The following is a 13,640-nucleotide window of genomic DNA, read 5'->3' as shown; positions in this document are numbered from 1 at the left end:
AAATACTTGTACATCTTTTAAGTGATGTACAACTTGGTTTCATCATAAGCGCAGGCTTGTACAAGTCAAATATCTTGTACAAGTATTTGAGGTTTGGGCTGGTCAGTTACAGCCAGCCCAGCTTCCACTCATCCGCCGCTTGCAAATGTTGCCATGGCAGGCGCTGGTTGCGCTGGGTGAGCACGGCCTGAAGCTCGACTTCCAGCACGGTGCCTTCTTCGTCGCAGAACAATTGGGTGACCAGAAAGTGTTTTTCGCGGTGTTTGGGCTGGGCTGCCGTCCATTTGGACAGCAGCAGTTTGCGTGGATTAATGCGATTCACGACAAGTGCTCGATCAGTCGGCGGGCGGCTTCCTGGCCACTGAGCCAGGCCCCTTCGACCCGTCCAGACAAGCACCAGTCGCCGCAGGCATAGAGTCCCAGGTCCGCATCGGCCAGCGCGCCCCACTCATGGGCAGATGACGGCCGGGCGTAGAGCCAGCGGTGGGCCAGGGTGAAGATCGGCGCGGGAATGGTGCAGTGGATCAGCTCCGCAAAGGCGCCGTGCAAGTGTTCGATCACGGCCTCTTTGGGCAGGTCGAGGTTCTGTTTGCTCCAGGCGCTGGTCGCGTGCAAAACCCAGGTGTCCGGGGTGTCTTCGCGGCCGGGCTTGCTGCGGTTACGGGCCAGCCAGTCGAGCGGGCTGTCTTGTACAAAGCAGCCCTCCATCGGGGTGTCGAGCGGTGTCTCGAAAGCCAGGGCGACGGCCCAGGTAGGGTCCATTTTGACCCCGGCCACAGTGGTAGCCAGTTTAGGCGCTGCGGCCAGCAGGGCGATTGCCTGCGGGGCAGGGGTGGCAACAATCACATGGCTAAAGGGGCCATGGGTGCATTCGTCCGAGTCGAGCAAGTGCCAGTGTTTTTCGCCGTGGATCAAATCGGTAATCCGGCACGAAAAGTTCACCGTCAGGCGCCCGAGCATCCCGCGAGTAATGGCGCTCATGCGCGGTGCGCCGACCCAGCGGGTTTGCTCGTCGGGCGAGGGCGTCAGTTGGCCGTTTTTGTGGTTGTACAAATGCGGCGACCATTCTGCGGCCCAGCCATGGGCTTGCCACTGCTGGACTTCATCGACAAATCGACGGTCACGGGCAGTGAAATACTGTGCACCCAGATCCAGCGAGCCGGCATCGCTGCGCTTGCTCGACATGCGCCCGCCGCTGCCTCGACTTTTATCAAAAAGATGAACCGCGTAACCGGCCTTGTGCAGCGCGTTGGCGGCTGAGAGTCCGGCAATGCCGGCTCCGATGATCGCAATGGGTACAGTCATATTGGTCTCGTTCCCCTGTTTGCACAGACTTCGTTTTCTATAATACCTGTACAAATTTATTTTTTGGTATAGGTTTTAGTGCGCCTGCCGAGTCAGACTGACCTATTCTTTATAAGGCCAATGGCCCATTCATGAGCCTTCTTTTAAAAATAGACCAGTGCTCTGCATAAAACTCCTCGGGAGGTTCACCCCATGCACATATTGCTGACCGGCGGTACAGGCTTGATAGGCCGCCAACTGTGTCGTCACTGGCTGGCGCAAGGTCATCGCCTGAGTGTGTGGAGCCGCCAGCCTGAACGCGTGCAAGCACTGTGCGGGGCGGGCGTTCGGGGCATCGAGCACCTTGTTGAGTTAAGCCACGAGCCAGTAGACGTCGTGGTCAATCTGGCCGGGGCGCCGATTGCCGGCGGCCGCTGGACACGCAAGCGCAAGGCGCAGTTGTGGAGCAGCCGGGTCACGCTCACCGAAACGCTTTTAGTCTGGCTCGAAAGCCTCGAACACAAACCTTCGGTGCTGATCTCCGGGTCGGCCGTTGGCTGGTATGGCGACGGCGGTGAGCGTGAACTGACCGAAGAGTCGCCGCCGGTCAACGACGATTTCGCGTCCCACTTGTGCATTGCCTGGGAAGAAACTGCTCAGCGTGCCCAAGCCTTGGGCATTCGTGTGGTGCTGGTGCGCACGGGGTTGGTGTTGGCGGCTGAAGGCGGCTTTTTGTCGCGCCTGTTGCTGCCGTTCAAGATGGGCTTGGGCGGCCCGGTGGGCAACGGTCGGCAGTGGATGTCGTGGATTCACATCAAAGACCAAATTGCCCTGATTGATTTTCTTGTGCATGAGAATACCGCCTCGGGTCCTTATAATGCCTGCGGCCCGCACCCGGTACGCAACGCTGAGTTCGCCAAAACCTTGGGCAGCGTGTTGCACCGTCCGGCGTTCATGCCAGCACCGGCGTTTGTTTTGCAGGTGGGATTGGGCGAGATGGCAACGTTATTGTTGGGTGGCCAGCGGGCAATGCCCGCCCGCTTGCTGGCTGCCGGTTTCACTTTTCAGTTCACCGATTTGCGTGCGGCGCTAGACGATCTTTCCGCCCGCCTCTGAAATAGGATGTTGCATGACCGACCACGCGCTGTTGCTGGTTAACCTGGGTTCGCCGGCGTCTACTTCGGTAGCGGATGTACGCAGCTACTTGAACCAGTTTTTGATGGACCCTTACGTCATCGACTTGCCGTGGCCTGTGCGTCGACTGTTGGTGTCCTTGATTTTGATCAAGCGGCCCGAACAGTCGGCGCATGCCTATGCCTCGATCTGGTGGGACGAGGGCTCACCGCTGGTGGTGTTGAGCCGCCGTTTGCAGCAAGCCATGACCCGCGAATGGAGCAAAGGCCCGGTCGAGCTGGCCATGCGCTATGGCGAGCCGTCAATTGAAACCGTGCTCACGCGTCTGGCTGCGCAAGGCATCAAGCAGGTGACGCTGGCGCCTCTGTATCCACAGTTCGCGGACAGCACCGTGACCACGGTGATTGAAGAAGCCAAGCGAGTGGTCAAGGCCAAAAAGCTGTCGATGCAGTTCTCGATCGTGCAGCCGTTTTACGATCAGGCTGAATACCTTGACGCCTTGGTGGCCAGCGCCCGGCCGCATCTGGAACAAGACTACGATCACTTGTTGCTGAGCTTTCACGGCTTGCCTGAGCGGCATTTGCACAAGCTGGACCCGACCGGCAATCACTGCTTCAAAAATGCCGATTGCTGCCAGAATGCATCGACTCAAGTGCTGGCGACCTGCTACCGGGCGCAATGCTTGCGCACCGCACAATCGTTTGCCGAGCGCATGGGCTTGCCTGAGGGCAAGTGGTCGGTGGCCTTTCAGTCGCGGTTAGGCCGGGCCAAGTGGATCGAACCCTACACCGAAGCGCGTCTGGATGCGTTAGCCAAAGACGGCGTGAAGAAAATTCTGGTGATGTGCCCGGCGTTTGTCGCCGATTGCATCGAGACCCTGGAAGAGATTGGTGATCGCGGACGCGAGCAGTTTATTGAGGCGGGGGGCGAGGAGTTGGTGCTGGTGCCGTGTCTCAATGACAACCCGGAGTGGGCGGCGGCGTTGAATACTATCTGTGAAAGGGCGCCGTTGGCGCTATAAAAGCTGCAAAGACTGTAGGAGCGAGCTTGCCTCGCGATCTTTTAAACGATCAAAAGATCGCGAGGCAAGCTCGCTCCTACAGAGATCAGGCCGATTTAAATAATCGGCTCATCACCTTTCTTGTTCTTCCAGCTGTCATTGCCCGGCAAAAGCAGGTTGAGTGCAATCGCTACGATAGCGCACAACGCGATGCCTTTAAGGCCGAAGTCTTCAGGGCCCATCCCTGTGCCGATCAGCACGCCGCCAATCCCGAAGACCAGGGTCACCGATACAATCACCAGATTGCGCGCTTCGCTCAGGTCGACCTGATGGCGAATCAGGGTGTTCATCCCGACCGCAGCAATCGAACCGAACAACAGGCACAAAATCCCGCCCATCACCGGTATCGGAATGCTTTGCAGCAATGCGCCGAACTTGCCGATAAAGGCCAGGCTGATGGCGAAGATCGCCGCCCAGGTCATGATTTTCGGGTTGTAGTTCTTGGTCAGCATCACCGCGCCCGTTACTTCGGCGTAGGTGGTGTTCGGTGGGCCACCCAGCAAACCTGCGGCGGTGGTCGCAAGACCGTCACCGAACAGGGTGCGGTGCAGGCCCGGCTTTTTCAGGTAGTCGCGACCGGTCACGCTGCCCACGGCAATCACGCCGCCAATGTGTTCAATGGCCGGGGCCAGGGCCACGGGGACGATAAACAGAATCGCCTGCCAGTTGAACTCGGGGGCCGTGAAGTGCGGCAGGGCAAACCAGGGCGCAGCGGCGATTTTGGCTGTGTCGACCACGCCAAAGTAAAACGCCATCGCAAAACCCACCAGCACACCGGCAATGATCGGCACCAGGCGGAAGATGCCTTTGCCGAACACGGCCACGATCAAGGTGGTCAGCAGCGCTGGCATCGAGATCATCATGGCTGTTTGGTAATGGATCAGCTCAGTGCCGTCTTCAGCACGGCCCATGGCCATGTGTGCAGCAATGGGCGCCATCGCCAGACCGATCGAAATAATCACCGGGCCAATCACCACCGGTGGCAGCAGGCGATCAATAAAACCGGTGCCTTTAAGCTTTACCGCGAAACCGAGAAAGGTGTACACGAAACCGGCTGCCATCACGCCGCCCATGGTCGCGGCCAGACCGAATTGGTCCTTGGCGAGAATGATCGGGGTAATGAAAGCGAAACTCGAAGCCAGAAAGACCGGTACCTGACGGCGGGTCACAATCTGGAACAGCAGAGTTCCGAGACCCGCCGTGAACAGCGCTACGTTAGGGTCGAGGCCAGTAATCAATGGCATCAATACCAAGGCGCCGAAAGCCACGAACAACATCTGCGCGCCAGAGATGATCTGGCGCCAGAGTGGGTCGTTGAACTCGTCCTGCATGTGATTAATCCTTTTGCTTGGTGCCGAAGATCTTGTCGCCAGCATCGCCCAAGCCCGGAATGATGTAGCCGTGTTCGTCCAGACGGTGATCGATGGACGCGGTGTAGATGGTCACGTCCGGGTGAGCCTTTTCAACGGCGGCAATCCCTTCTGGGGCAGCGACCAGCACCATGGCGCGGATCTCTTTGCAGCCGGCTTTTTTCAGCAGGTCGATGGTGGCAACCATGGACGAACCCGTGGCCAGCATCGGGTCGATGATCATCGCCAGACGCTCGTCGATTTCTGGAACCAGTTTTTCCAGATAGGTATGGGCCTGCAGGGTTTCTTCGTTACGGGCAACGCCGACAGCGCTGACTTTGGCACCTGGAATCAGGGTCAGTACGCCTTCCAGCATGCCGATACCGGCGCGCAGGATAGGCACGACGGTAATTTTCTTACCGGCAATTTTTTCAACTTGGACAGGGCCGCTCCAGCCTTCAATCTCATAGGTTTCGAGGGTCAGGTCGCTGGTGGCTTCGTACGTCAGCAAGGCGCCGACTTCTTGGGCGAGCTCACGGAAGTTCTTCGTGCTAATGTCTGCACGGCGCATCAGGCCGAGCTTGTGACGGATCAGCGGATGGCGGATCTCACGGATGGGCATAAGTAAAGGCTCCGGTTGGGCAGGCAAAAAAAGCGGCCTAGATTAATCTAATCCGGGGTGATGTCCTACAAACATTAATGCACGTTAGTCCATAAATGCTTGATCTGAGCCATGCGTGTGCGTACCTTTGCCCGCTTTTCTGGCAAACCACCCCCTGGAGAGCGTCATGTCTGCTGATCTCGAGCATATCCGTCAAGTCATGCGAGAGGCTGACTGCCTGTACACCGAAGCCGAGGTTGAGGCAGCGATTGCCCGCGTTGGCGCGCAGATCACAGATGAAATGGCTGAATTAAATCCAGTGGTTTTTTGTGTGATGAACGGCGGCCTGATTTTCGCCGGCAAGCTGCTTACCCACCTCAAATTCCCGCTTGAATCGTCTTACCTGCACGCGACCCGCTACCGCAACCAAACCAGCGGCGGCGACCTGTTCTGGAAAGCCAAGCCAGAAGTGTCCTTTATGGACCGTCACGTGCTGATCATCGATGACATCCTCGATGAGGGCCACACCCTGAGCGCGATCGTTGATTTCTGCAAACATGCAGGTGCCCTTAAGGTGCATACCGCGGTGCTGATCGACAAAGACCACGACCGCAAGGCCAGCCCGAACCTGAAAGCCGACTACGCCGGCCTGCCGTGCATTGACCGTTATATTTTCGGTTATGGCATGGATTACAAAGGCTACTGGCGCAACGCTGCCGGGATTTACGCCGTTAAAGGTCTGTAAGCCCGAGTGATGAAGCTTCCTTGCAGGGAAGCTTCAGCCAGTTTCTGGCACATGCATTAGTTTTTTAACGACCTCACACGAGCGTGTTTGCATGCTGGCTATCTTTTTTCTGACCCTCTCGATCACCGCCCCGGTGTTTGCCATGCTCTTTATGGGCATTGTGCTCAAGCGGGTGGGCTGGATTAACGACAACTTTATCCACACGGCGTCGGCACTGGTGTTTAACGTCACCATGCCGGCGTTGTTGTTTCTGGGGATTGTCCACGCCGACCTCAGAACCGCCATGCAGCCCAAGGTGCTGGGCTATTTCACCTTGGCGACCCTGGTGTGTTTTGGCCTGGCCTGGGGCTGGGCGATCTGGCGTTGCCCGCGTGAAGATCGCGGCATCTATACCCAAGGCGCATTTCGCGGCAACAACGCGGTGATCGGCCTGGCCCTGGCGGCCAGCATGTATGGCGACTACGGCATCTCGCTGGGGGCGGTGCTCGCAGGGTTGGTGATCCTGTTGTACAACACCCTGTCGACGATTGTGCTGGCGGTGTACAGCCCGGTGATCAAGTCCGACCCGTGGAGCGTCTGCAAAAGTGTGGTGAAAAACCCGCTGATTATCAGCGTGCTGGCGGCGATCCCGTTTGCGGTGTTCAAGATCACGCTGCCGGGCTGGTTGCAGGCTTCCGGTGAATACCTGGCGTCCATGACCTTGCCGCTGGCGCTGATTTGTATCGGCGGCACCTTGTCGCTGGCGTCCTTGCGCAAAAGCGGCAATCTGGCGTTGAGTGCCAGCCTGGTCAAAATGATCAGCCTGCCGCTGGTGGCCACACTGGGGGCGTGGCTCCTGGGCTTTCGCGGGCCGGAGCTGGGGACGTTGTTCCTGTACTTCGCCAGCCCGACGGCAGCCGCCAGCTACGTCATGGCGCGCGCAGCAAACGGCAACCACGAACTGGCCGCGTCGATTATCGTGATCACCACCTTGATGGCGGCCATCACGACCAATATCGGGATCTTTGTATTGCAGTGGGGCGGCTGGATTTAGCCTTTATAGGCGTCGATCACTTCCTGAGCTGCCCGAAACGCATCAATGGCCGCCGGTACGCCAGCGTACACCGCGCAGTGCAGCAGTGCTTCGCGGATCTCGTCGACGGTGCAGCCATTATTCAGCGCACCGCGTACGTGGCCTTTGAGTTCTTGCGGGCACTTGAGCGCGGTGAGGGTGGCGAGGGTGATCAGACTGCGGGTTTTTAGCGACAGACCCTCGCGATTCCACACGCCGCCCCAGGCGTGTTCGTTGACGAAGTCTTGCAGTGGTTGGGTGAAGTCGGTGGCATTGCCCAGTGCACGGTCGACAAACTCATCGCCCATCACCTGGCGGCGCATTTCAAGTCCGGTCTTTTTGTTGTCCATCGCAAAACTCCTCAGTGTTGTCGTCGCCAGGCGCGCAGGGTACTGAACAGCAGAAACACCAGCAGCGCCGGCAAGATGTAAAACAGCATCAGGTGTTCGAGCCTGCCCGCCAGCGGCATGCCCGTGGTGAACGACACCACGTGCAGCGCATACGCCAGGTACAGCCCCAAAAACAGCAAGCCTTCGGCGCGGGTGACGCGGTAGCCGGTATAGAACACCGGCAGGCACAACACGGCGACGCCGAGCATCACCGGCAGGTCAAAAGCCAGGGCGTTGGGTGATACCGACAGCGGTTCGGGGCTGATCAGCGCGGTGAGGCCGAGCACGCCAAGCAAGTTGAGGACGTTGCTGCCAATCACATTGCCGACGGCAATTTCGCGTTGCCCGCGAAAGGCTGCAATCAGTGAGGTGGCGAGTTCCGGCAGTGAAGTGCTGACGGCAATGATGGTCAGGCCGATGATGCGCTCGGACAGCCCCAATTCGGTGGCCACACCGACGGCGGCGTCCAGCAACAGATGCCCGGCTGCGCCCAGCAAGATCAAGGCCATGAGCATCATCAGAACGTTGACCGGCCACGACGTTGGCGGTCGGTCGTGGCTGACATGATGGTGCCCGCTGTGGCGTGACTGGCGGAGCAGCAAGCCGAGGTAAATCACCAGACCGACCAGCAGAATGGCGCCATCAAGGCGATCCAGTTGTTTGCTCAGGGCCAGGCCGAATACTAGCGCGCTGGCGATGATCATCAAGGGGATATCGAGACGCACCAGTTGGCGTGACACGCGCAGGGGGATAATCAGTGCCGACAGGCCGAGGGTGACGAGGACGTTGAAGATGTTGCTGCCAATGACGCTGCCGACGGCAATGTCCGGTGTGTCGTTTAGTGCGGCTTGCAGGCTGACGGTCATTTGCGGAGCGCTGCTGCCGAAGGCGACCACGGTCAAGCCGATCAGCAGGGGGCGAACCTTCAGGTTGGCGGCCATGCGCACCGCGCAGTGCACCAGCAGTTCGGCGCCAGCAATCAGCATGGCGAGACCGCAGAGCAGTTGCAGCAGGTTCCACGGTGATAACGCGCTTAACCCCAAAATGGTGATTCACTCCATTGTTTAGTCACTTAAACCCTGAACCCGCACCTTGGCCGTGCCGCTGCTCAGCATACCCAACTGTTGGGCGGCCTGGCGCGAAAGATCAATCAGACGGCCGCGGGTATGCGGGCCCCGGTCATTGATGCGCACCACTACCGTTTTGTTGTTGCTGAGGTTGGTGACCACGACCCGTGAGCCGAAGGCCAGGCTGCGATGGGCGGCGGTGAGGGCGTTTTGGTCGAAGGGTTCGCCGCTGGCAGTGCGTTTACCGTGGTGCCGAGCGCCGTAATAAGAGGCAACGCCGGTTTCGTCATAGCCGCGTGGGTCTATGTCGTGGCTGGCGCAGCCGGTGAGCAAGCCGAGCAGGGCGCAGGCGCCGAGTAGCCGCTTCATGGGGGGAGTCCTTTGTGTGCCCACTCATATCTGCAGGAGCGAGCAAGCTCGCTCCTGCAGTGAGTGTGCGATTTAGCCTTCGAGCTTGCTCTTGAGCAGTTCGTTGACTTGTTGCGGGTTGGCTTTGCCTTTGGAGGCTTTCATGGCCTGCCCGACGAAGAAGCCAAACATTTTGCCGCGTTTGGCTTCGTCAGCCGCACGGTACTGTTCGACTTGCTCGGCGTTGGCCGCCAACACTTCATCCAGCACCTTTTCAATGGCGCCGCTGTCGGTGACTTGCTTGAGGCCTTGCTTGTCGATGACTTCGTCAGCCGTGCCTTCGCCGTTGGCCATCGCTTCAAACACCACTTTGGCGATTTTGCCGGAGATGGTGTTGTCCTTGATGCGCAGCAGCATGCCGCCCAGCAACTCGGCGCTGACCGGCGACTGGTCGATGTCCAGGCCTTGCTTGTTGAGCAGGCTGCCCAACTCAACCATCACCCAGTTGGCCGCCAGCTTGGCGTCGCCGCTGATGCTCACGACTTTTTCGAAGTAGTCTGCCTGTTCACGGCTAGAGGCCAGAACGCTGGCATCGTAAGCCGACAGGCCGAACTGCGACTGGAAGCGCTCGCGCTTTTGCGGTGGCAGTTCCGGCAGGGTGGCGCGCACGTCTTCGATGAACGAGTCTTCGATCACCACCGGCAGCAGGTCCGGGTCGGGGAAGTAACGGTAGTCGTTAGCTTCCTCTTTGCTGCGCATGGCGCGGGTTTCGTCTTTGTTCGGGTCATACAGGCGCGTTTGCTGGATGACTTTGCCGCCGTCTTCGATCAGTTCAATCTGGCGCTGGACTTCGCTGTTGATCGCCTTCTCGATGAAGCGGAACGAGTTGACGTTCTTGATCTCGCAGCGGGTGCCGAACTCGGCCTGGCCGACCGGGCGTACCGACACGTTGCAGTCGCAACGCAGCGAACCTTCAGCCATGTTGCCGTCGCAGATGCCTAGGTAGCGCACCAGTGCGTGCATGGCCTTGACGTAGGCAACGGCCTCTTTGGCGCTGCGCATGTCCGGCTCGGAAACGATTTCCAGCAGCGGGGTGCCTGCACGGTTGAGGTCAATGCCGGTCGAGCCGCTGAAGTCTTCGTGCAGGCTTTTGCCCGCGTCTTCTTCCAGGTGCGCACGGGTGATGCCAACGCGCTTGACGGTGCCGTCTTCCAGGGTGATGTCCAAATGGCCTTTGCCGACAATTGGCAGTTCCATCTGGCTGATCTGGTAGCCCTTTGGCAGGTCAGGGTAGAAGTAGTTTTTACGTGCGAACACGTTGTGCTGGCCGATTTCGGCGTCAACCGCGATGCCGAACATGACGGCCATGCGCACAGCTTCCTGGTTCAGCACCGGCAAAACGCCCGGCATGCCCAGATCAACCAGGCTGGCCTGGGTGTTTGGCTCAGCGCCAAACGTGGTGGCGCTGCCGGAGAAAATCTTCGATTGGGTGGCGAGCTGGGAGTGAATTTCCAGCCCGATCACAACTTCCCATTGCATATGTTTCTCCTCAGAAGCCGGCAGGTGAGCGCGTGTGCCAGTCAGTGTTCAACTGATACTGGTGAGCGACATTGAGCAAGCGGCCTTCCTGGAAGTACGGCGCAAGCAACTGCACGCCGACGGGCAAGCCATCGACAAAACCGGCTGGCATCGACAGACCCGGCAGGCCCGCGAGGTTGGCGGTAATGGTGTACACGTCTTCCAGATAGGCAGATACCGGGTCGCTGTTTTTAGCGCCGATTTTCCAGGCCGGGTTAGGCGTGGTTGGGCCGAGGATGACGTCGACTTCGTTGAAGGCTGCGACAAAGTCGTTTTTGATCAGGCGACGGATTTTTTGCGCTTGCAGGTAGTAAGCGTCGTAGTAACCGGCCGACAGGGCGTAGGCACCGACCAGAATCCGGCGCTGGACTTCCGGGCCGAAGCCTTCGGCGCGCGAACGCTTGTACAGGTCGGTCAGGTCTTTGGGGTCTTCACAGCGGTGGCCGAAACGCACGCCGTCAAAACGCGACAGGTTGGAAGACGCCTCAGCGGGCGCGATCACGTAGTACGCAGGAATCGCGTGCTGCATGTTGGGCAGGCTGATGGTCTTGATCACTGCGCCGAGCTTTTCGAGCTCTTTGATGCTGTTGTGCACCAGTTCGGCAATGCGCGGGTCGAGGCCTTCGCTGAAGAACTCGGCAGGCACGCCAATACGCAGGCCTTTGAGCGAGGTATTAAGGTCGGCGCTGAAGTTCGGCACCGGTTCGTCGATGCTGGTGGAGTCTTTAGGATCGAAGCCAGCCATGCCTTGTAACAAAATCGCGCAGTCTTCAGCGGTGCGCGCCAAGGGGCCGCCCTGATCAAGGCTGGAGGCGTAAGCGATCATGCCCCAGCGCGATACCCGACCGTACGTCGGCTTGAGGCCGGTAAGGTTGGTCAGCGCAGCGGGCTGGCGGATCGAGCCGCCGGTGTCGGTGCCGGTCGCTGCCGGCAACAGACGAGCGGCAACGGCGGCAGCCGAACCACCCGATGAACCGCCAGGTACGTGCTCAAGGTTCCACGGGTTTTTGACCGCGCCGTAGTAGCTCGATTCGTTGGCCGAGCCCATCGCGAACTCGTCCATGTTGGTCTTGCCCAGGCTGACCGCGCCAGCCTCGGCGAGCTTGGCAACCACGGTGGCGTCGTACGGTGCCTTGAAGTTGTCGAGCATCTTCGAGGCACAGCTGGTGCGTACGCCCAGGGTGCAGAACAGGTCTTTGTGCGCGATCGGCGCGCCCAGCAGGGCACCGCTTTCACCGTTGGCGCGACGTGCGTCAGCAGCCTTGGCCTGCTCGATGGCGAGGTCTTCGGTGAGGGTGATGAAGCTGTTGAGCTGCGGATCGAGCTGGGCGATACGCGCCAGCAAGGTCTTGGTCAGCTCTTCAGAAGAAAACTTTTTATCGGCGAGTCCGCGGGCGATCTCGGCCAGAGTCAATTGATGCATGCAGGCTCTTTCCCTTTACTCGATGACTTTCGGAACCAGATAGAGGCCGTTTTCGACCGCTGGTGCGATGGACTGGTAAGCCTCGCGATGATTGCTTTCAGTCACGACGTCAGCGCGCAGGCGCTGGCTGGCTTCCAGTGGGTGGGCCAGCGGCTCGATACCGGTGGTGTCGACAGCCTGCATCTGATCAATCAGCCCCAGAATGCTATTAAGGGCTTCGGTGGTGCGTGGGAGATCGGCATCATTGAGACCCAGACGGGCCAAATGTGCGATTTTTTCCACGTCGGAGCGTTCAAGCGCCATGGGATTCTCCAGTGGAAAACAGGACGGATGGTGTCCGTGTGTTAGATTGTCGGAACACTACCGCATTTCTACGGTCATATGGCCGCGATTGTGGGGGTTGGTGCACGGAAAAGCGGTCAATTTAACATATTGGCGCCTTGCCCAAAATCCCTGTCGTTGTTAGAGTTTGCCGCACTTTTTTACCCACGCGTTGCCTAGGGTCCCTTTCCCATGTTCAAGAAACTGCGTGGCATGTTTTCCAGCGATCTTTCCATCGACCTGGGCACTGCCAACACCCTTATTTACGTGCGTGAGCGCGGTATTGTCCTGAATGAGCCATCGGTTGTGGCTATTCGGACACACGGTAACCAGAAAAGTGTCGTTGCCGTCGGCACCGAGGCCAAGCGCATGCTCGGCCGTACACCTGGCAACATTGCTGCCATTCGTCCGATGAAGGATGGCGTGATTGCCGACTTCAGCGTCTGCGAGAAGATGCTGCAGTACTTCATCAACAAAGTGCATGAAAACAGCTTTTTGCAGCCAAGCCCTCGGGTTTTGATTTGCGTACCGTGCAAATCGACTCAGGTAGAGCGTCGCGCCATTCGTGAATCGGCACTGGGTGCCGGTGCCCGTGAAGTATTCCTGATCGAAGAACCGATGGCCGCGGCCATCGGTGCTGGCTTGCCGGTTGAGGAAGCACGCGGTTCGATGGTTGTCGATATCGGTGGTGGTACCACTGAAATCGCGCTGATCTCCCTGAACGGTGTGGTTTACGCTGAATCCGTACGGGTTGGCGGCGACCGCTTCGACGAAGCGATCATCACTTATGTGCGTCGTAACTACGGCAGCCTGATCGGCGAGTCGACGGCTGAGCGCATCAAGCAGGAAATCGGCACGGCCTACCCGGGCGGTGAAGTGCGTGAAGTCGACGTACGCGGCCGTAACCTGGCAGAAGGCGTTCCACGTGCATTCACCCTGAACTCCAACGAAGTGCTCGAGGCTCTGCAAGAGTCGCTGGCAACCATCGTTCAGGCTGTGAAAAGCGCACTGGAACAGTCTCCGCCAGAGCTGGCTTCGGACATCGCCGAGCGTGGCCTGGTACTGACCGGTGGTGGCGCCTTGCTGCGTGACCTCGACAAGCTGCTGGCCCAGGAAACAGGTCTGCCGGTGATCGTTGCCGAAGACCCGCTGACCTGTGTTGCCCGTGGTGGTGGCCGTGCGCTGGAAATGATGGATAAACACACAATGGACCTGCTCTCCAGCGAATAAGATCGCCGGTGCAGGCCAATGGTTATCACCAAAAGGTAGCACTTTGCAGTGCTGCCTTTT

General features: G+C 58.9%; 15 protein-coding genes. 5 read left to right on the top strand and 10 right to left on the bottom strand.

Annotated elements, in window-relative coordinates:
- Nucleotides 1–106: 106 nt before the first annotated feature.
- Nucleotides 107–322, bottom strand: coding sequence for a TIGR02450 family Trp-rich protein (locus ACJJU9_RS20735; RefSeq protein WP_048368398.1), 216 nt, complete (start codon nucleotides 320–322; stop codon nucleotides 107–109).
- Nucleotides 319–1,305 carry an NAD(P)/FAD-dependent oxidoreductase gene (locus tag ACJJU9_RS20730; protein ID WP_407729417.1) on the bottom strand — a complete coding sequence of 329 codons (987 nt, stop codon included), beginning with the start codon at nucleotides 1,303–1,305 and terminating at the stop codon, nucleotides 319–321. The genes ACJJU9_RS20735 and ACJJU9_RS20730 overlap by 4 nt, the downstream gene beginning before the upstream one ends.
- A 192-nt stretch (nucleotides 1,306–1,497) precedes the next feature.
- On the opposite strand from ACJJU9_RS20730, the gene ACJJU9_RS20725 reads away from it, so the two are divergent.
- Nucleotides 1,498–2,400: a TIGR01777 family oxidoreductase gene (locus ACJJU9_RS20725; protein WP_407729416.1), complete on the top strand. Its 903-nt coding sequence runs from the start codon at nucleotides 1,498–1,500 to the stop codon at nucleotides 2,398–2,400.
- 13 nt (nucleotides 2,401–2,413) lie between these two features.
- The gene (gene hemH / locus ACJJU9_RS20720) at nucleotides 2,414–3,439 is read left to right on the top strand and encodes a ferrochelatase (RefSeq protein ID WP_407729415.1); all 1,026 of its coding nucleotides are present in this window, start codon (nucleotides 2,414–2,416) and stop codon (nucleotides 3,437–3,439) included.
- A gap of 95 nt (nucleotides 3,440–3,534) precedes the next feature.
- On the opposite strand, the gene ACJJU9_RS20715 is transcribed toward hemH, so the two are convergent.
- Both ACJJU9_RS20715 and upp read right to left on the bottom strand, forming a co-directional pair.
- A complete protein-coding gene (locus tag ACJJU9_RS20715; protein ID WP_048390537.1) occupies nucleotides 3,535–4,809 on the bottom strand; it encodes a uracil-xanthine permease family protein in 1,275 nt (424 codons plus the stop codon).
- Between the two features lie 4 nt (nucleotides 4,810–4,813).
- Entirely contained in the window at nucleotides 4,814–5,449 is a 636-nt protein-coding gene (upp, locus tag ACJJU9_RS20710; RefSeq protein WP_048368393.1) for a uracil phosphoribosyltransferase, read from the bottom strand.
- Nucleotides 5,450–5,615: 166 nt separating this feature from the next.
- On the opposite strand from upp, the gene ACJJU9_RS20705 reads away from it, so the two are divergent.
- Both ACJJU9_RS20705 and ACJJU9_RS20700 read left to right on the top strand, forming a co-directional pair.
- Nucleotides 5,616–6,173, top strand: coding sequence for a hypoxanthine-guanine phosphoribosyltransferase (locus ACJJU9_RS20705; protein WP_407729414.1), 558 nt, complete (start codon nucleotides 5,616–5,618; stop codon nucleotides 6,171–6,173).
- A gap of 91 nt (nucleotides 6,174–6,264) precedes the next feature.
- Entirely contained in the window at nucleotides 6,265–7,206 is a 942-nt protein-coding gene (locus tag ACJJU9_RS20700; protein ID WP_048368391.1) for an AEC family transporter, read from the top strand.
- On the opposite strand, the gene ACJJU9_RS20695 is transcribed toward ACJJU9_RS20700, so the two are convergent.
- The 6 genes from ACJJU9_RS20695 to gatC form a co-directional block, all read right to left on the bottom strand.
- Nucleotides 7,203–7,574 carry a carboxymuconolactone decarboxylase family protein gene (locus ACJJU9_RS20695; protein ID WP_048368390.1) on the bottom strand — a complete coding sequence of 124 codons (372 nt, stop codon included), beginning with the start codon at nucleotides 7,572–7,574 and terminating at the stop codon, nucleotides 7,203–7,205. The two genes, ACJJU9_RS20700 and ACJJU9_RS20695, sit on opposite strands and share 4 nt — an antisense overlap.
- Before the next feature lie 11 nt (nucleotides 7,575–7,585).
- Nucleotides 7,586–8,626: a calcium/sodium antiporter gene (locus ACJJU9_RS20690; RefSeq protein WP_153331370.1), complete on the bottom strand. Its 1,041-nt coding sequence runs from the start codon at nucleotides 8,624–8,626 to the stop codon at nucleotides 7,586–7,588.
- A gap of 51 nt (nucleotides 8,627–8,677) precedes the next feature.
- A complete protein-coding gene (locus ACJJU9_RS20685) occupies nucleotides 8,678–9,049 on the bottom strand; it encodes a septal ring lytic transglycosylase RlpA family protein (RefSeq protein WP_048368389.1) in 372 nt (123 codons plus the stop codon).
- A 72-nt stretch (nucleotides 9,050–9,121) separates the two neighbouring features.
- Nucleotides 9,122–10,567: an Asp-tRNA(Asn)/Glu-tRNA(Gln) amidotransferase subunit GatB gene (gene gatB, locus ACJJU9_RS20680; protein ID WP_048368388.1), complete on the bottom strand. Its 1,446-nt coding sequence runs from the start codon at nucleotides 10,565–10,567 to the stop codon at nucleotides 9,122–9,124.
- 10 nt (nucleotides 10,568–10,577) lie between these two features.
- Nucleotides 10,578–12,029, bottom strand: coding sequence for an Asp-tRNA(Asn)/Glu-tRNA(Gln) amidotransferase subunit GatA (gene gatA, locus ACJJU9_RS20675; protein ID WP_407729413.1), 1,452 nt, complete (start codon nucleotides 12,027–12,029; stop codon nucleotides 10,578–10,580).
- 15 nt (nucleotides 12,030–12,044) lie between these two features.
- Nucleotides 12,045–12,332, bottom strand: coding sequence for an Asp-tRNA(Asn)/Glu-tRNA(Gln) amidotransferase subunit GatC (gatC, locus tag ACJJU9_RS20670; protein WP_048368386.1), 288 nt, complete (start codon nucleotides 12,330–12,332; stop codon nucleotides 12,045–12,047).
- 210 nt (nucleotides 12,333–12,542) lie between these two features.
- Between gatC and mreB the strand changes: the two genes are divergently transcribed.
- A complete protein-coding gene (gene mreB, locus ACJJU9_RS20665; RefSeq protein WP_002555108.1) occupies nucleotides 12,543–13,580 on the top strand; it encodes a rod shape-determining protein MreB in 1,038 nt (345 codons plus the stop codon).
- Nucleotides 13,581–13,640 lie beyond the last annotated feature (60 nt).

It is taken from the genome of Pseudomonas helleri (assembly GCF_045830615.1).
In the GTDB taxonomy this organism is placed as follows: domain Bacteria; phylum Pseudomonadota; class Gammaproteobacteria; order Pseudomonadales; family Pseudomonadaceae; genus Aquipseudomonas; species Aquipseudomonas helleri.
The sequence above is the reverse complement of the archived record's forward strand: the minus strand, read 5'-3'. Positions and strand labels throughout refer to the sequence as shown.